Annotated in this window: 16 protein-coding genes; 13 read left to right on the forward strand and 3 right to left on the reverse strand. The window is 65.4% G+C overall.

Features of this window, described 5'->3' with window-relative positions:
* The 13 genes from ACFQU0_RS07120 to ACFQU0_RS07180 all read left to right on the forward strand — a co-directional run bounded on the left by ACFQU0_RS07120 (position 1) and on the right by ACFQU0_RS07180 (position 14,996).
* On the forward strand, positions 1–1,590 hold the full coding sequence (locus tag ACFQU0_RS07120) for an ABC transporter substrate-binding protein (protein ID WP_382199480.1): 1,590 nt from the start codon (positions 1–3) through the stop codon (positions 1,588–1,590).
* Between the two features lie 109 nt (positions 1,591–1,699).
* Complete coding sequence (locus tag ACFQU0_RS07125; RefSeq protein ID WP_382199481.1) at positions 1,700–2,689, forward strand: ABC transporter permease; 990 nt, start codon at positions 1,700–1,702, stop codon at positions 2,687–2,689.
* Position 2,690: 1 nt separating this feature from the next.
* Positions 2,691–3,530, forward strand: a complete 840-nt coding sequence (locus ACFQU0_RS07130; protein ID WP_382199482.1) for an ABC transporter permease — start codon at positions 2,691–2,693, stop codon at positions 3,528–3,530.
* Positions 3,531–3,533: 3 nt separating this feature from the next.
* Positions 3,534–5,195: an ABC transporter ATP-binding protein gene (locus tag ACFQU0_RS07135; protein ID WP_382199483.1), complete on the forward strand. Its 1,662-nt coding sequence runs from the start codon at positions 3,534–3,536 to the stop codon at positions 5,193–5,195.
* A gap of 13 nt (positions 5,196–5,208) precedes the next feature.
* The gene (locus ACFQU0_RS07140; protein WP_382199484.1) at positions 5,209–6,933 is read left to right on the forward strand and encodes a thiamine pyrophosphate-binding protein; all 1,725 of its coding nucleotides are present in this window, start codon (positions 5,209–5,211) and stop codon (positions 6,931–6,933) included.
* A gap of 14 nt (positions 6,934–6,947) precedes the next feature.
* Positions 6,948–8,210, forward strand: a complete 1,263-nt coding sequence (locus ACFQU0_RS07145) for a Zn-dependent hydrolase (protein WP_382199485.1) — start codon at positions 6,948–6,950, stop codon at positions 8,208–8,210.
* Positions 8,207–9,703 carry an aldehyde dehydrogenase gene (locus ACFQU0_RS07150; protein WP_382199486.1) on the forward strand — a complete coding sequence of 499 codons (1,497 nt, stop codon included), beginning with the start codon at positions 8,207–8,209 and terminating at the stop codon, positions 9,701–9,703. The genes ACFQU0_RS07145 and ACFQU0_RS07150 overlap by 4 nt, the downstream gene beginning before the upstream one ends.
* A 13-nt stretch (positions 9,704–9,716) precedes the next feature.
* Positions 9,717–10,646 (forward strand): DMT family transporter, encoded by a 930-nt coding sequence (locus ACFQU0_RS07155; protein ID WP_382199487.1) that lies wholly within the window; start codon positions 9,717–9,719, stop codon positions 10,644–10,646.
* 11 nt (positions 10,647–10,657) lie between these two features.
* On the forward strand, positions 10,658–12,043 hold the full coding sequence (locus tag ACFQU0_RS07160) for an FAD-binding oxidoreductase (protein WP_382199488.1): 1,386 nt from the start codon (positions 10,658–10,660) through the stop codon (positions 12,041–12,043).
* On the forward strand, positions 12,040–12,969 hold the full coding sequence (locus ACFQU0_RS07165) for a 2-hydroxyacid dehydrogenase (RefSeq protein ID WP_382199489.1): 930 nt from the start codon (positions 12,040–12,042) through the stop codon (positions 12,967–12,969). The genes ACFQU0_RS07160 and ACFQU0_RS07165 overlap by 4 nt, the downstream gene beginning before the upstream one ends.
* A 25-nt stretch (positions 12,970–12,994) precedes the next feature.
* On the forward strand, positions 12,995–14,023 hold the full coding sequence (locus tag ACFQU0_RS07170) for a histone deacetylase family protein (protein WP_382199490.1): 1,029 nt from the start codon (positions 12,995–12,997) through the stop codon (positions 14,021–14,023).
* Positions 14,024–14,027: 4 nt separating this feature from the next.
* The gene (locus ACFQU0_RS07175) at positions 14,028–14,357 is read left to right on the forward strand and encodes a cupin domain-containing protein (protein ID WP_382199491.1); all 330 of its coding nucleotides are present in this window, start codon (positions 14,028–14,030) and stop codon (positions 14,355–14,357) included.
* 24 nt (positions 14,358–14,381) lie between these two features.
* Positions 14,382–14,996 (forward strand): FAD-binding oxidoreductase, encoded by a 615-nt coding sequence (locus ACFQU0_RS07180; protein ID WP_382199492.1) that lies wholly within the window; start codon positions 14,382–14,384, stop codon positions 14,994–14,996.
* A 567-nt stretch (positions 14,997–15,563) separates the two neighbouring features.
* On the opposite strand, the gene ACFQU0_RS07185 is transcribed toward ACFQU0_RS07180, so the two are convergent.
* The 3 genes from ACFQU0_RS07185 to ACFQU0_RS07195 all read right to left on the reverse strand — a co-directional run bounded on the left by ACFQU0_RS07185 (position 15,564) and on the right by ACFQU0_RS07195 (position 17,754).
* On the reverse strand, positions 15,564–15,722 hold the full coding sequence (locus tag ACFQU0_RS07185) for a hypothetical protein (RefSeq protein ID WP_382199493.1): 159 nt from the start codon (positions 15,720–15,722) through the stop codon (positions 15,564–15,566).
* Positions 15,723–16,234: 512 nt separating this feature from the next.
* A complete protein-coding gene (locus ACFQU0_RS07190) occupies positions 16,235–17,428 on the reverse strand; it encodes an ImmA/IrrE family metallo-endopeptidase (protein ID WP_382199494.1) in 1,194 nt (397 codons plus the stop codon).
* A 41-nt stretch (positions 17,429–17,469) separates the two neighbouring features.
* Positions 17,470–17,754 (reverse strand): type II toxin-antitoxin system HigB family toxin, encoded by a 285-nt coding sequence (locus ACFQU0_RS07195; RefSeq protein ID WP_382199495.1) that lies wholly within the window; start codon positions 17,752–17,754, stop codon positions 17,470–17,472.
* Positions 17,755–18,197: the final 443 nt, after the last annotated feature.

Genomic DNA, 18,197 nt, shown 5'->3' on the forward strand with positions numbered 1-18,197 from the left:
ATGAAACACACCATGGCCCTTTCCACATTTCGAAAAGCCGGTGCCGTGCTGGCCGTCACCGCCGCGCTGTTCGGCTCGGCGGCCGCATTGGCCCAGACACAAGGTGGCACGCTCACGGCCATCGTCCAGCCCGAGCCGCCCATCCTGATGCTGGGCCTGAACCAGCAAGCCCCCACACAGTACGTGGCCGGCAAGATCTACCAAAGTTTGCTGACCTACGACGCCAAACTCACGCCCCAACCGTCGCTGGCCAAATCGTGGAAAACCTCGGCCGATGGCCTGACCTACACCTTCGAACTGCAGCGCGGTGTCAAGTGGCACGACGGCAAGCCTTTCACCGCCGCAGACGTGGTCTTCAGCGTGGACAAATTCCTGCGTGAGACCCACCCACGTGGCCGGCTGGTGATCAACAAATACATGGACACCATCACGGCGGTCAACGAGCACACCGTTGAATTCAAGCTCAAGGAGGCCTTCTCGCCCTTCATGAGCCTCTTCGTGGTGGACAACATGCCCATGGTGCCCAAGCACATCTACGACGGCACCGACTACCGCACCAACCCCGCCAACCAGACCCCCATTGGCACCGGCCCCTTCAAGTTCAAGGAATGGAAGAAGGGTTCGCACATCGTGCTGACCCGCAACCCCGACTACTGGAAGAAGGGTCAGCCCTACCTGGATGAAATCGTGTTCCGCGTCATCCCCGATGCGGCCTCGCGTGCCGTGGCCTTTGAAAAGGGCGACGTGCAGCTGCTGCGCGGCGGTGACGTGGACAACGTGGATGTCAAGCGCCTGCGCGCCCTGCCCAACGTCGAGATGACGACCAAGGGCTGGGAGATGTACGCGCCGTTGGCCTTCATGAGCATGAACCAGCGCAAGCCCCCGTTCGACAACGTGAAGGTGCGCCAGGCGGTGATGCACGCCATCAACCGCAAGTTCATCGTGGACAACATCTTCTTCGGCATGGGCAAGATCGCCACCAGCCCCATCGCCTCGACCACGCTGTACCACGAGAAAAACCTGCCGCAGTACGCCTACGACCTGAAGAAGGCCCGCGCGCTGATCCAGGAGTCGGGCGTCAACGTCGGCGCCACGCCGGTCAAGCTGCTGTCCTTCCCCTACGGCTCGGCCTGGGAACGCCTGGCCGAATACACCAAACAGAGCCTGGAGCAGATCGGCTTCAAGGTGCAAATCGATCCGGCCGATGCCGGTGGCTGGGCCAAACGCTCGGGCGAGTTCGACTTCGACATCACCTTCAACTTCACCTACCAGTACGGTGACCCGGCACTGGGCGTGGCCCGCCACTTCCTGTCGACCAACTCGATCAAAGGTTCGCCCTTCGTCAACAACCAGGGCTACAAGAACCAGAAGGTCGATGAGTTGTTCGCCACCGCCGCCGCCGCACGCACGCCCGAACTGCGTCAGAAGCTGTACACCGAAGTGCAGACCATCCTGATGAACGAAGTGGCCAACGGCGTGCTGTTCGAAATCGAATACGCCACCTTCTATCCCAAGAACGTGAAGAACCTGGTGAAGACCGGCATCGGCCTGAACGAGACCTTCGACGACGTCTACATCGAGAAGAAGTAAGCCCGACGGCCCGCCGCGCGCGGGCCCCCTCTCCCGATCGCAGCTCCCGGCCGCGCGTTGTGCGCGCGGCCCGGGCCCAGCTGCGCCTTGCACACCGAGGCGCCACAACGTGAAACTGATCTCCTTCCTCATTGCCAGACTGGGCAAGGCCTTCTTCGTCATCCTGGGCGTGGTGGTCTTCAACTTTCTGCTCATCCGCCTGGCCCCAGGCGACCCCGCAGCCATCATGGCAGGCGAGGCGGCTTCGTCCGACCCCGCCTACCTGGAACAACTGCGCCAGCAATTCGGCTTTGACCAGCCCCTGTGGATGCAGCTGTGGCTCTACGTCAAAGGCATCCTGCAGCTGGACCTGGGCTTTTCCTACCGCAACAACCTGCCTGTGCTCGACCTGATCGCCGAGCGCCTGCCCGCCACGCTGCTGCTGATGGCGCTGGCCTTTGTTTTCTCGCTGCTGGTGGGGGGGCTGCTGGGGGTGTTCGCCGCGCGCAGCCGCTACACCAACCGCCACACCTGGCTGGACAGCCTGATCATGTCCGTCTCGCTGATCTTCTACGCCACGCCCCTGTTCTGGTTGTCGCTGCTGATGGTCATCCTGTTCTCCGTCACCCTGGGCTGGTTGCCGGCCTTTGGCATGGAAAGCGTGGGCGCCGGCCTCACCGGCTGGGACCGCGTCGCCGACATCAGCGCCCACCTGGTGCTGCCCGTGGTGTCGCTCGGCTGCTTCTTCATGGCCGTGTACGCCCGCCTGGCACGTGCGTCGATGTTGGAAGTGATGGGCATGGACTTCATCAAGACCGCGCGCGCCAAAGGCGTGCCCGCTGGCCAGGTGATCCGCCGCCACGTCATGCGCAACGCCATGCTGCCGGTGGTCACCTTCGCCGGCATCCAGCTCGGCCAGATGGCCGGTGGCGCGGTGCTGGCCGAAACCGTTTTCGGCTGGCCCGGCATCGGCCGCCTCATGTTCGACGCCCTCATGCAGCGCGACTACCAGCTGCTGCTGGGCGTGTTCCTGGTTACTTCCACCATGGTCGTGCTGTTCAACCTCATCACCGACCTGGTCTACCGCCTGGTCGATCCCCGCATCGAATTGGGAGCCTGAAGTGAAAAAATTCATGCACCGTTTTGCCGCCAACAAAGGCGCGCTGTTGGGCCTGGTCATCCTGTGCCTGGTGATCCTCACGGCCTTGTTGTGCTCGGTCTGGTACGAGGATTCGCCCTGGTCCATGGTGGCCGAGCCTTTGCTCAAACCGCTGAGCAACGCCGACTACCCGCTGGGCACAGACATGCTGGGCCGCGACCTGGGCGCTGGCCTGGCCTACGGCGCGCGCGTGTCGCTGCTGGTGGGTGTGGTGTCCACCCTGGCGGCGGTGATCTTCGGCATCCTCATCGGCGCCCTGGCGGGCTTCTATGGGGGGCGCATCGACGACCTGCTGATGCGCTTCACCGAATTCTTCCAGACCATCCCGCAGCTCGCCATGGCCGTGGTGCTGGTGGCCATCTTCACGCCGTCCATCTACTCCATCGTGGGCGCCATCGCCATCGTGTCGTGGCCGCCGGTGGCGCGCCTGGTGCGCAGTGAATTCCTCTCGCTCAAGCAGCGCGAGTTCGTGCAGGCGGCCATCGTCATCGGTCAGAAGCCGGGGCGCATCATCTTCACGCAAATCTTGCCCAACGCCATGTCGCCCATCATCGTGACGGCCTCGCTGATGATCGCTACCGCCATCCTCACCGAGTCTTCGCTGTCCTTCCTGGGCCTGGGTGACCGCAACCTCATGAGCTGGGGTTTCATGATCGGCGCCGCGCGCACCATGCTGCGCGAAGCACCGCTGATGAGCGTGTTGCCCGGCATCGCCATCCTGCTCACCGTGTTGGCCATCAACCTCATCGGTGAAGGCCTGAACGACGCCATGAACCCACAACTGCGCAAGCGGGGGGAATGAACCATGACCACCTCTCCCTCCCCAACCGGCACCGACACCCCCTTGCTGCGCATCGAGCAGCTGACCGTGGCCCTGCCCACCGGGGGTGACCGCGCGCACGCCGTCAAGGACCTGTCCTTCGACCTGCGCGCCGGCGAAATCCTGTGCATCGTGGGCGAGTCCGGCTCGGGCAAGTCCATCAGCGCCAACGCCATCATGGGCCTGCTGCCCAGCTACCTCAAGCCACAGGCCGGGCGCATCCTGTTCAAGGGGCGCGACCTGCTGCAGCTGCGCGAAGAAGAGTTGCTGGCACTGCGCGGCAAAGACATCGGCATGGTGTTCCAGGAACCCATGTCGGCGCTCAACCCGCTGATGCGCGTGGGCGACCAGATCGCCGAGGTGCTCGCCGTGCACGGCGCCTACCCCGGCGCGGCGCGCCAGCAGCGCGTGCTGGAGCTGCTGCATTTCGTGGGCCTGCCCGACCCGTCCACGCTCCAGCATGCGTACCCCTTCCGCCTCTCGGGCGGCCAGCGCCAGCGCGTGATGATCGCCATGGCGCTGGCGCTCGAGCCGGCCATCCTGATCGCCGACGAGCCCACCACGGCGCTGGACGTGACCACCCAGGCCCAGATCCTGTCGCTGATCAAGCGCATCCAGGCCAGCATGGGCATGGGCGTGATGTTCATCACCCACGACTTCGGCGTGGTAGCCGACATCGCCGACCGCGTGGCGGTGATGGAAAAAGGCGTGCTGGTAGAACAAGGCACAGCCGAGCAGGTGCTCAACCGCCCGCAACACCCCTACACCCAGCGCCTCATCGCCGCCGTGCCACACCGCGACGGTGACCACGCCACCGAAGAAGCCAATACCGACCCGGTGGTGCTGGAGGTGAAAAACCTGCGCAAGACCTACGTCACCGAGCGCGGTCTGTTCGTGCGCAAGCGTGTGGTCAACGCGGTGGACGGTGTGAGCTTCCAGGTGCGCCGGGGCCAGACGCTGGGCATCGTCGGCGAATCGGGTTCGGGCAAGTCCACCATCGGCAAATGCCTGCTCCGCCTGACCGAGATCGACGGTGGTGAACTCGTCTTCAACGGCACCGACATCGCCCCGCTGACGCAAGCGCAGTTCCGGCCCATGCGCCAGCAGTTGCAGATGATCTTCCAGGACCCGTTTGCTTCGCTCAACCCGCGCCACACCGTGGGCCGCAGCATCACCGACGGCCCGGTGGCCAACGGCGTGCCCTACGCCGAGGCCGAGCGCAAGGCCCGCGAACTGCTGCGCCTGGTGGAGCTGGACGAGTCCGCCTTCGACCGCTACCCCAACGCCTTTTCAGGTGGCCAGCGCCAGCGCATCGGCATCGCCCGCGCCCTGGCGCTGGAGCCACAACTGCTGGTGGCCGACGAGTCGGTGTCGGCCCTCGACGTCTCGGTGCAGGCCCAGGTGCTCAAGCTCTTGCAAGACATCCAGCAGCGCCTGAACCTGGCCATGATCTTCATCACCCACGACCTGCGCGTGGCGGCCCAGGTCTGCCACCAGATCGTCGTCATGCACAAAGGCCGCATCGTCGAACACGGCACCCCAACCGAGGTGTTCGACCGCCCGCAGAACGAATACACGCAGCGCCTCATCGCCGCCATCCCCGGCAAACACTGGAGCCCCGTGGGCGCCAGCGTTGCCCTTGCCTGAAACCCGCTCCAACATGTCCCCAAGCCAAACCCTCCCGGCCGCACGCAACGGCGGCCAGATCCTCATCCAGCAGCTGCGCCACCACGGCGTGCGCCGCGTTTTCCTGGTGCCCGGCGAAAGCTACCTGCCCTGCATCGACGCGCTCAACGAACACCAGGACGCCATCCAGGCCGTGGTCTGCCGCCAGGAAAGCGGCGCCGCCTACATGGCCGAGGCGCACGGCAAGCTCACCGGCGAGCCCGGCATCTGTTTCGTCACCCGCGGCCCCGGCGCCACCAACGCCAGCATCGGCGTGCACACCGCCTTCCAGGACTCCACCCCCATGATCCTGTTCGTGGGCCAGGTGGGCAACGACTTCTACGAACGCGAGGCCTTCCAGGAAATCGACTACCGCCGCATGTTTGGCCAGATGGCCAAGTGGGTGGCACAGATCGACCGCACCGACCGCATCCCCGAGTACATCGCCCGCGCCTTCAGCGTGGCCACCAGCGGGCGGCCTGGCCCGGTGGTGCTGGCCCTGCCCGAAGACACCCTGTGGGGCACGGCCCAGGTGCCTGACCTGCCGCGCTACACCCGCGTGACAACACGCCCGGGCGCGGCCGATCTGGACACGCTGCGCGAACGCCTCGAAGCCGCCCACAACCCCTTCCTCCTGGTGGGTGGCAGCGGCTGGACGGCCGAGGCCCTGGCCCAGGTGCAGGGTTTTGCCGAACGCTTTGACCTGCCGGTGGGCGTGTCGTGGCGGCGGCTGGAATGTTTTGATCAGCACCACCCCAACTTTGCCGGCCACGTGGGCTGGGGCATGCACGACGACCTGCGCCAGCGCGTGCGCAACGCCGATCTGCTGCTGACCCTGGGCGCCCGCCTGGGCGAGGCCACCACCGAGGGCTACAGCGTGGTCGAAAGCCCGCGCCCGCGCCAGCAGCTCATCCACGTGCACGCCGACCCCAGCGAGCTGGGCCGGGTGTTCCAGCCAGCACAAGCCATTTGTGCCAGCAACGCCGGCATGGCCCATGCCCTGGCCAGCGTGCAACCCACGCGTGCGCCCACCTGGAGCGCCCACACCCGCGCCGCCAACGCCGCCTACCGCGCCACGCTGGCACCCCTGCTCTCGCCCAGCGCCATGAGCCTGGACCAGGCCGCCTGCCACGTGAACACCGTGTTGCCGGCCGAGGCCTGCATCACCGTGGGCGCCGGCAACTACGCGCTCTACCCGCACCGCTACCGCCAGTTCAAGGGCATCGGCAGCTCGCTCGCGCCCACGGTGGGCAGCATGGGCTACGGCCTGCCGGCGGCCATCGCCGCCAAGCTGGAAGACCCACAACGCCCGGTGGTCTGCTACGCGGGCGACGGCTGTTTCCAGATGAACCTGCAGGAGCTGGGCGTGGCCATGCAGTACCGCCTGGGCATCGTGGTGCTGGTGTTCAACAACGGCATGTGGGGCACCATCCGCGCCCACCAGGAACGCGAGTTCCCCGGCCGCACCATCGCGCTGACCTTCGACAACCCGGACTTCGCCCACCTGGTGGGTGCCTACCGGGGCCACGGTGAGGTGGTGAACGACAACGCGCACTTCGAAGCCGCGTTCGCCCGCGCACTCGCCTTTGCCGAGCGCGAACGCCTGCCGGCCCTCATCGAAATCCGCTACGACGCCGACGGCATCGCCCCCGGCGAAACCCTCACCGCCATCCGTACCCGCGCGCAGCAGTTGCAGCGCGAACGTGCGGCCGCCCTCTGAACACCCCTCGCACCATGTCAGACACCTCTTTGAAAATCAACGGCCAGCGCCTCTGGCAATCGCTGATGGACCTCGCCCGCGTGGGCGCCACCGAACAGGGCGGCAACTGCCGCCTCGCCCTCACCGCCCTGGACGGCCAAGGCCGTGACCTCGTGGTGGGCTGGATGAAGGACGCCGGCCTGAGCGTCAGCGTGGACCAGGTGGGCAACATCTTTGGCCGCCGCGCGGGGCGCAACCCCGCGCTGCCCCCGGTGATGACGGGCAGCCACATCGACACCCAACCCACCGGCGGCAAGTTCGACGGCTGCTACGGCGTCATGGCCGGGCTGGAAATCATGCGCACGCTCAACGACCAGGGCCTGCAGACCGAAGCCCCGCTGGAGCTGGCCATCTGGACCAACGAGGAAGGCTCGCGTTTTGTGCCGGTGATGATGGGCTCGGGCGTGTTCGCCGGCAAGTTCCCGCTGGCCACCGCGCTGGACGCCACCGACATGGCCGGCAAGCGCGTGCGTGACGAGTTGCAGGCCATCGGCTACGCCGGCCCACAGCCGGTGGGTGGGCGCCCGCTGGGCGCCTACTTCGAGGCCCACATCGAACAAGGCCCCATCCTGGAAGCCCAGGACAAGGTGATCGGGGTGGTGACCGGCTCGCTCGGCCTGCGCTGGTACGACGTGAACGTGACCGGCATGGAAATGCACGCCGGCCCCACACCCATGTCGGTGCGCCAGGACGCGCTGTTTGCCGCCACCCATCTGATGCAGGAGGTCATCCACATCGCGCGCGACCACCAGCCCCACGGCCGTGGCACGGTGGGTGTGGTGCAGGTGCACCCCGGCTCGCGCAACGTTATCCCGGGCAAGGTGCACTTCACCGCCGACCTGCGCCACGAAGACGCCGCCACGCTCGCGCGCATGGACCAGCGCTGGCGCCAGGCCTGCGCCGAGGCCGGCGAGCGTTTCGGCGTGAAGGTGGAGCTGATCGACGTGCAGCACTTCCCGCCCACGCCCTTTGCCGCGCCGCTGGTGCAGCACATCCGCGAGCAGGCGCAGCGCGCCGGCTATTCGCACATGGACATCGTCACCGGTGCCGGTCACGACGCGGTCTACATTGCCGAGGTGGCCCCCACCGCCATGATCTTCGTGCCCTGCAAGGACGGCATCAGTCACAACGAAATCGAGGACGCCCAACCGACCCACCTGGAGGCCGGTGCCAACGTGTTGCTGGGCGCCATGCTGCAAGCCGCTGGCGTCCACCAAGCAGCCGAGGTGACCGCATGAGCGCGGCCACCCTCGCCACCTGGCAGGCCCGTGCCAGCGCCCTTCGGCTGCGCCACCAGGCCTTCATCGACGGCCAGTTCGTGGACGCGCAGGGCGGGCAGACGTTTGCCACCCTCAACCCCGCCAACGGCCAAAAGCTGGCCGACGTGGCGGCCTGCCAGCCGGCCGACGTGGACCGCGCGGTGTTGGCCGCACGCCGCGCCTTTGAGTCGGGCGTGTGGGCGCAACAGCACCCACGCGAACGCAAGCGCGTGCTGCTGCGCCTGGCCGCCCTGATCGAACAACACAGCGAGGAACTGGCCCTGCTGGAAACGCTGGACATGGGCAAGCCCATCAGCGACGCCCTGGCCTACGACCTGCCGGAAACGGCCAAGTGTTTCGCCTGGTACGCCGAGGCCATCGACAAGCAGTACGACGAAATTGCCCCCACCGGCCCCGACGCCCTGGCCACCATCACCCGGGAACCGGTGGGTGTGGTGGCCGCCGTGGTGCCGTGGAACTACCCGCTCATGATGGCCTCGTGGAAGGTGGCACCCGCGCTGGCGGCGGGCAACAGCGTGCTGCTCAAGCCGGCCGAACAGTCGCCGCTGAGCGCGCTGCGTTTGGCCGAGCTGGCGGCCGAGGCTGGCATCCCGCCCGGCGTGTTCAACGTGCTGCCCGGCCTGGGCCCGGTCACCGGCCAGGCCCTGGGCCAACACATGGACGTGGACTGCCTGGCCTTCACCGGCTCCACCGCCACCGGCAAGCGCTTCATGGCTTACGCCAGCGAGTCCAACCTCAAGCGGGTGTGGCTGGAGTGTGGCGGCAAGTCGCCGCACATCGTGTTCGACGACTGCCCCGATCTGGACAAAGCCGCGCAGGCGGCGGCCGTGGGCATCTTCTCCAACCAGGGCGAGGTCTGCATCGCCGGCTCGCGCCTGTACGTGCAAGACGGCATCTACGACCAGTTCATGGCCAAGGTGGCGCAGTGTGCGCAAGGCATGCGCCCGGGCAACCCGCTGGACCCCGCCACCACCATGGGCGCCATCGTCGATGAAAACCAGATGCGCCGTGTGCTGGGCTACATCGCCGCCGGCGTGAGCGAAGGCGCCACGCTGCGCACCGGCGGCCAGCAAGCGCACACCGCCAGCGGTGGCTACTACGTCGAGCCCACCATCTTCGACTGCCCGCGCCAGGCCATGCGCATCGTGAACGAAGAGATCTTTGGCCCGGTGCTGGCGGCGCAGCGCTTCCACACCGAAGACGAGGCGGTGGCCCTGGCCAACGACTCGCCCTATGGCCTGGGCGCCGGCCTGTGGACCGCACAACTGGCGCGTGCCCACCGCGTGTCGCGCCGGCTGCGGGCGGGGCTGGTGTGGGTCAACTGCTACTTCGACGGCGACATCACCGTGCCCTTCGGCGGCGTCAAGCAATCCGGCTTCGGCCGCGACAAATCGCTGCACGCGCTCGACAAGTACAGCGACTTCAAGACCACCTGGATCAACCTGCTCTGATCGGCCCGGCCCCATGACAACCACCCCGGCCACTCAGGCGTCCGCCCACACCCTCTGGCTGCAGGCCTGTAGCATCTTCTTGTGCGCCATCGTGGCCCTGGCCACGCTGGACATGCTGGCCAAAGACCTGGTGGCGCGCCACCCGGCGCCCCTGGTCAACCTGGTGCGCTACGGCACCGTGCTGCTGATGGCCGTGGTGCTCATGCACCGGCGCGGCACGCGCTGGCGTTTGCCCGTCGCGCACCGCCGCACGGTGTTGTGGCGCGGCGTCATGCTGGGCACGGTGGGGGTGACTTTCATGCAGGCCCTGCACACCATGCCGCTGGCCGAGGCCACCGCCATCTACTTCCTGTCGCCGCTCATCATCGTCGCCCTCTCGCCCTGGCTGCTGGGCGAGCAGGTGCGCGCCCCACAGGCGGCGGCGGTGGTGGCGGGTTTTGTGGGCATGCTGCTCATCGTGCGCCCCGGTGGCGCCCTGCCCCTTGTGGGCACGGTGCTGATGCTGCTGGCGGCCGGCGCCTATGCCATGCTGCAAATCCTCACGCGCCGGCTGGCGGGCAAGGTGAGCATGGAGCAGCAGTTCGCCTGGACCGCGCTGATCTGCACCGTGATGACGGTCTTGTCCCTTCCCACCGCCGGGCACCTTGACTGGCCTGGCGCACGCGATCTGGCGCTGATGGCCACGGTGGGTGCGCTCAGCGGCATCGGCCAGTACCTGCTGATCGAAGCCTTTCAAAAAGTGCCCGCCTCGTCGCTGGCGCCCTTCAACTACTTCCACCTGCTGCTGGCGGTGGTGTTCAGTGTGCTGGTGTTCGGCCAGCGGCCCGACGCCATCGCCCTGCTGGGCATCGCCGTCATCGGCTGCGCCGGCCTGGCCTTGACGCTGCCCGTGTTCCGCGCCCAGTGGCTGGCCATGCTGGCCGCGCGCCAGGCCCACCGATGAACCCTTCCGACATGACCTCTCTGCTCGACGAACTGACCCAGGCCGTGGGCCCAGCCCACGTGCTCACGGGTAATGCCATCCCACCCCAGCATTGCACCGATTGGTTCAACGCCCACACCCACCAGCCACTGGCCCTGGTGCGCCCTGGCACCCCTGACGAGGTGGCCCGCGTGATGGCCATCTGCCACCGGCACGGTCAGCCGGTCACGCCCCAGGGCGGGCTCACTGGCCTGGTGGCGGGCGCCACCCCCAACGAAGGTGACGTGGCCCTGTCGCTGGCACGCCTGAACGGCGTGGAGGAAATCGACACCGCCGCCGGCACCCTCACCGTGTTGGCCGGCACACCCTTGCAAACCGCGCAAGAGGCGGCGCGGGCCGCCGGCCTGCTGCTGGCGGTGGACCTGGGAGCGCGCGGTTCCTGCCAGGTGGGTGGCAACATCGCCACCAACGCTGGCGGCAACCGGGTGATCCGCTACGGCATGTTCCGCGACCAGGTGCTCGGCCTGGAGGCCGTGCTGGCCGACGGCAGCGTGGTGGGTGGCCTCAACAAGATGCTCAAGAACAACGCTGGCTACGACCTCAAGCACCTGTTCATCGGGTCTGAAGGCACGCTGGGCATCGTCACGCGGGCGGTGCTGCGCCTGCACCCGCTGCCCCAAAGCTGCCACACCGCCTGGTGCACCCTGCCCGACCACGACACGGTGGTGCGCTTCCTCCGGCACGCTCAGGCGGCGCTGGGCGGCACGGTGTCGGCCTTCGAGGTGATGTGGCCCGACTTCCACGAACTGGTCACCACCCGCGTGCCCGACATGCGCTCGCCCGTGGCGGCACAAGGTCTCCAGGTGCTGATCGAGATGGAAGGCAGCGACACCGAACGCGACATGCCCATGTTCTCGGCCATGCTGGAAGCCGCCTTTGAACAAGGCTGGTTGCTGGACGCGGCCATCGCCCAGTCGCTCAAGGAACGCGAGTCCTTCTGGCGCCTGCGGGACGCGGTGTCGGAGTTCCCGCTGATGTGGTCGCCTTACTGCGGCTACGACGTCAGCCTGCCCATTGGCGACCTGGGCCGTTTTGTGGACGAGCTGCAGGCCGCCCTGCGCGCGCGTTTCCCGCACTGCGAACACGTGCACTTTGGCCACGTGGGCGACAGCAACATCCACGTGGGCGTGCACGTGGCCGCCGCCCACGGCCCCTTCCCCGAGGCCGAGATCGACGCCTGTGTGTATGGCGTGCTGCGCCGCTACGGGGGCTCGGTGTCGGCCGAACACGGCATCGGTCAACACAAAAAAGCCTACCTTGGCCATTCGCGCACCCCGCAGGAACTGGCGCTGATGCACACCCTCAAGCGGGCCCTGGACCCCCACAAGCTCCTCAACCCTGGCAAGGTGCTGGCATGACCACCGTTTTTTTCTACAGCGACCTGGACGACCCCAACGCCTGGCGCGCCACCCTGCAGGCCGCGCTGCCCGATGTGAACTTCATCGTGGGCCCACAGTGCGAGGCCCCGGAGGCCGTGGACCTGGCCCTGGTGTGGACACCACCGCCCCAAGGCCTGCGTGCTTTTCCCCGGCTGCGCGCCGTGCTGTCGCTGGGCGCGGGCGTGGATCAGTTGTGCCTGGCCGATCTGGACCCGCGCATCCCCGTGGCGCGCCTGATCGACCCCACGCTCACGCAGCGCATGGTCGAGTACTGCCAGGCAGCGGTGCTGTACTTCCACCGCCACCTGCACCTGCACGCCCGCCACCAGGCGGCACGCGAGTGGCAGTTCATCCCGCCCGTGAGCGCGGCGAGCCGGCAGGTGCTGGTGCTGGGCCTGGGCGAGTTGGGCTCGGCCGTGGCCGGTGCCCTGGCGCAACAAGGCTTCCAGGTCACGGGCTGGAGCCGCAGCCCCAAACAGCTGCCCGGCGTGGACTGCCGCCACGGCGAGGCGGCGTTGAACGAAGCCCTGGGGCGCTGCGACGTGCTCATCAACCTGCTGCCCCTCACGCCCCAGACCGCCGGTGTCCTCAACCGCAATCTGTTCGCCCGCCTGCGGCCCCAGGCCTGCCTGGTGCAGGTGGGTCGGGGAGGTCATCTGGTGGAGGCCGACCTGCTGGCCGCGCTCGACGCCGGTCAACTGGCCGGCGCCTTCATCGACGTGTTTGGCGTGGAGCCCCTGCCCGCGGAGCACCCGTTCTGGGCCCACCCGGCATTGCGGCTCACGCCCCACGTCGCCTCGCTCAGCGACCCGGTGCAGTCCGCTGCCACCGTCATCGACAACATCGGCCGCGCGATGCGGGGCGAGCCTCTGCGCCACGCCATCGATCGCTCGGCCGGCTACTGACCCCACCGCCATTTGAGGAACCCACATGAAAACCTTTTTCGCCCCCGAACAGCTGCTGCACCACCCCCAGACCTACCTCTCGCGCGGTCAGATGCGCAAACCCCAAGAGGTGCCCGACCGCGCGCTGGCCATCCTGCGTGGCCTGGGCGCGCTGGGCCTGGAAGCCAGCCGCCCCACCGACCACGGCATGGCGCCCCTGCAGGCCGTGCACAGCGTGCCCTACTTGCGATTCCTTGAAAACGCCCACGCGGAGTGGAAGAAGATGCCTGCCGACTGGGGCAACGAAGTGATGTCCAACATCTTCGTGCGCGAGCCCAACGCCTTGCGCGGCATCCTCGCGCAAGCGGCGGCCTACCTGGCCGACGGCAGTTGCCCGGTGGGTGAATTCACCTGGCGTTCGGCCTACTGGGCCGCCCAGTGCGCCGTGGCCGCCACCGACGTGGTGCTGGCAGGCGAGCGCCACAGCTACGCCCTGTGCCGCCCACCCGGCCACCACGCGCGCGAGGCCGCCGCCGGTGGCTTCTGCTACCTCAACAACGCCGCCATCGCCGCCCAGCGCCTGCGCCAGAAACACGCCCGCGTGGCGGTGTTTGATGCCGACATGCACCACGGCCAGGGCATTCAGGAAATCTTCTACGAACGCGACGACGTGCTCTACGTCTCCATCCACGGCGACCCGACCAATTTCTACCCCGGCGTGGCCGGCTTTGCCGACGAAACGGGTGCCGGAGCCGGCCTGGGCTTCAACCTCAACCTGCCCATGCCCCACGGCTCGTCGGAGGCCGTGTTCTTTGAGCAGGTGGAGCAGGCCCTCAAAGCCATCCGCGCCTTCCAGCCCGACGCCCTGGTGTTCTCGCTCGGCTTCGACATCTACGAGCACGACCCTCAATCCCAGGTGGCCGTCAGCAGCGCCGGTTTTCACCGCCTGGGCCAGGCCGTGGCCGGCCTGGGCCTGCCCACCGTGTACGTGCAGGAAGGTGGCTACCACATCGACGCGCTGGCCCACAACACCGAGCAGTTCTTCAGCGGCGTGCTCCAACGGCCCGCCCCGTGACCCTATGAACCGAAACAACATGCGACCCCAGGCCATACCCACCGTGCAGATCGACAACGGGCGCGTCATCGTCACCGAATGGCGCTTTCCACCGGGCGCCGAAACCGGCTGGCACACCCACGCACACGACTACGTGGTGGTGCCCATGACCGACGGCAACCTGGTGCTAGAGACCGACGAAGGCATCAAGACCAGTACGCTGGTCAAGGGCCGTTCGTACGCGCGCCAGATTGGCGTGAGCCACAACGTCATCAATCCCGGTCCTCACGAAGTCATTTTTGTAGAAATTGAAGTCAAAACGCGAACAAGGCAGGACTACGCTGAACAAGCGTAGGTACCCGACGGCCGCCTGCTGACCATGTTGGGGCGCGTCACCAAGAACACCACGGGCATCGACCTCAAGCACCTCTTCATCGGGTCGGAAGGCACGATGGGTGTCATCACCCGGCTGGTGCTCAAGTTCGCGCCCCTGCCAGGCGCCACCAACACCGCGCTGTGCGCCTTGCCGTCGTTCGAAGCGGCCATACGGTTGGTACACGAGCTGCGCCGAGCCTTGCCCGGTCTGTCGGCATTCGAGGTGATGTGGGTCAACCTCATGGATGCCGCCCTGGCCGTGGGCCAGCTGCGCCTGCCCTTTGATAAACCGGCACCCGTTTATGCCCTGGTGGAACTACAAGGCCAGAACGAGGGCGAGGACCGCGCGCGGCTGGAGGCAGTGCTGGGCAATGCGCTAGAGCATGGCACCGTGAGCGATGTGGTGGTGGCGCAGTCATTGGAAGACGCTAACCGCCTGTGGGCCTACCGCGAGGCCATTGGCGAAATGCTGGGGCAAACCCAGCCCTATGCTGCTTTCGATATCGGCATACCCATGGCGGAGATGGCGGGCTTTGTGGGCGCGGTGCGCGAGGCGGGCGCTCCAACTCCGGTTTGCGCAACAGCAGCACCTATTTTTTCGGGCACATCGGGAACCTGAGGGAAAGCACGCAAAAAGTAGCATCCGGTTACAACGCAACGGGAGGCGCAACAGAGTCCCTACAACGCAGTCCTGTGACAACCACCTACCCTGGATTGCTGCCAAGCGTTGAAGCTCCAAGTTGCAACAGCTCCGAGGTCATCGGTGCTAGAGGGGCAATCAGGTGCATCCCAGAAACGCGCGAACCGAGAAAGCCACCGCGCCGCAACCCATTGGATATAGGACACCCCCTAAGTCAACCACAGCCGCCTCACCTCATTCCTCGAACTACCTCAGGATCTGACGTTGCCGGCAGGTGCGCCAACGAGAGCTCGAAAAGCTGCGCGGGGCCTTCGAGCATGAGCGGATGCAGGAGGCCTTGGGCTTGACGGCCTGAGGACCGACATCTATGGGGTTTGGGGTCTCGCCCGTGTTCGCATCCATGTACGTCATCGTTGCCGATCGCCAATGAAGACAGCGCTCCCACTCATGGGTGGCATCGCGGGTTGGTAGCCCAGCCTCGCGCTGAGACCTGCCCACAAAAAAGGCCCGCACAAGGGCGGGCCTCGGACCGGCAGTTAACCGGACTTACTTGCCTTTGTGCTTGCTGGCGCCAACTTTTTGGGTCAAGGCGGAAGCTGCCACGGACTTCACGGCAGCAGGCGTGCGCGGATTACTCAGCAGCTTTGCAGCCTTCGAGGCCACGCTTGCCGAGGTGGTTTCATTGCTGGGTTTCTTGGGGGTCATAGATAGGAATTACCAGTTAGGGAATAGGAAACACGCGGGCGACCTGCAAAGCGACCTCCCGCATGCGATCGGGGTCAAACAAACAACTGCATCTGACCCGGATGGGAGCGCCAGTGCTGACACACAGACTCCTGGCGTCCGAAACGGAACCGGGTGTATGCGCGTACGAAAACGCTCCTCCATCGGTGATAGGCCATGGCCATCTCCTCATGAAGACTCAGGAGAATTTGGCTTGCCCACACATCGCGAACTGGTAAAATTCACTGTCTGCCAAGACTGATGTGCATGGGTGGTTTGGTAGCCCCCTGTTCACCTCACCAAAGGCCCTGTTGTGTTACAGCACTTCAGGGCCTTTTTTTCGACCTTGACGGCGAGCCGCTGGCGCTGCGCTCACCACTTCAGGTCTACCAGAACACGAGGGTTGGTATGCCCATCACACTCTGGCATGACCATTCTACAACATCCATATTCGTACATCAATGCCATAGAAAACATTCCCGTTTCGGGAACCATTACGCCGACAGCAATTCACTAACCTGACCTGTTTTGCCAATGAGGTGGTTCATGAGCTTGAAGTTTTTGGTCTCGAAGCGCAGCCTGCCCGCGACCACGGCTGGGTGAACACCAAGCTCATTGGCAAAGGCAATCGCGTCCTCGGTGGTCAGGGTCTCCCGCACTTGGGCGTCCTCCCAGGACTTGGCGGGAATCAGAGCCTCTTGTGCGGTCTGATCCGCACGTTTTTCGATGGCGTCCTGATCGGCACGATCCAAATCATCAATGAAGAACGGGGCCTCTGCCGTCAAGTCATGGGCGACGTGGGCCAACTCGTGCATCAGCGCGAACCAGAAGTTATCCAGGCGGTCGTGCCGAAGCGTCAAGGCGACAACAGGTCGCCCCGTGTGGTCGAGCATCGCCGCGCCATCCAAGAACGTGCGGTTGAAGTGGCGCTCGACAACAAAGACGATGCCATGCCGGGCCAAGTACTCCTTTGCGAGTTGGGGCCCATTACTGAAAGCAGAAAGCTTGGCCAACTCACGCATCCATGCAGGGGTAATGACCCCAGATTTGTACTCGCGCGTGACGCCTGCCTCTTTTGCCTTGCGCAAGACACACATGCACCACGCCCTGATCGCCATTTCGTCGGGCTCGCGATCCCCACGTTGAGACAGCGGAGCACGTAAAAACGCGGGGCCCATGTGCTTTGGCATAAAGCCTTTGATCAGGTCCTCCGCGTAGTCCTTGAGCTTCTGTAGATTGCCCTGAAACTCTCCAAAGTACCCGCGGTCTCTCATCTCCTTGAGCGGAAAACGGGTGTAGTCGATGGTCGGCTCTTCCTCAACCACCGCGACGTCCTCGATCAAGACGTCAGCGGGAATGCCCAGTCCATGGTGAAGGCGCCGAATCATCGGCAAGGACAGCGGCCGCTTGCGCGCCAGCACCTCCGAGACCTTGGAGAGCGAGCCCAAATACGGCACCAAATCTTTTCGGGCCAGGTCCATCTGGTCCATGCGAAACAAGATCGACTCGATGGGGTCAGGCTTGACGGGCGGGACCGTTTGACGTTCGAAGTTCTCGATGACCAACGCCAGCAACTCAAGCTCATTTTCTTGAGGTGAGTTGGGCACGAGTTCGCCCGACATCAGCTCAGACAGGCGCGCCATGGCGGATTCGTAATCAGCCTGGGTTTTGATAATTTTGACGTCCATCGCCTTCTCCGTTGATTTCCAGACACTAGATGTCGTTGGATTCAGAATTTCTTCTTGCTGTACTCGGCGTGTGTTCCGACCCACTCCACGAGCACCAGACCGTTCTGGTATCGGACCTTCACGACAAGCCGATACGAGTTGCCCTTGATGTCAAAAATGACTCTGTTGTCGGCCAGAAAATCCGCGCTTCTGTATCTGCGCTTGATGTCATGGGGCGTTTTCCAGTGCTCTCGCTCAACATCGACCTGCCAGGCATCCAGTTGGCCACGACACGCAGCATGGGACGCCTTGAACGCCTCAAGGATAGGCAAACCCAGTATTCGCATGAAGAAGCGGTGTGTCCATGTTCAGATGGATATTATAATTCCCAAATCGGGAAATTCATAAGAATCCCGAGCACTGCCTCGGGAAAACCATGAATCATCCTCCAAACGAAACCAGCAGCCCGGAGCATTGCGGCCGCATGCGATAGATCGCCTCTGCGTGCTCACGTCTACGAACCGCGATTACTCGTCCTCGGTCAGGGGGTGCCCCCAAAAGCTGTAGATGCGTTTTGTTACCACCCAGAGCGGGAACCAGAGCGGGAACCAGAGCGGGAACCAGAGCGGGAACCAGAGCGGGAACCAGAGCGGGAACCAGAGCGGGAACCTTCGGGCAAGCACGCGCAAGTAGCATCCGGTTACAGCACAACCGCAACCGCAACCGCAACCGCAACCGCAACCGCAACCGCAACCGCAACCGCAACCGCAACCGCAACCGCAACCGCAAC

Source organism: Hydrogenophaga defluvii, assembly GCF_042665235.1.
Classification (GTDB): Bacteria; Pseudomonadota; Gammaproteobacteria; order Burkholderiales; family Burkholderiaceae_C; genus Hydrogenophaga; species Hydrogenophaga defluvii_A.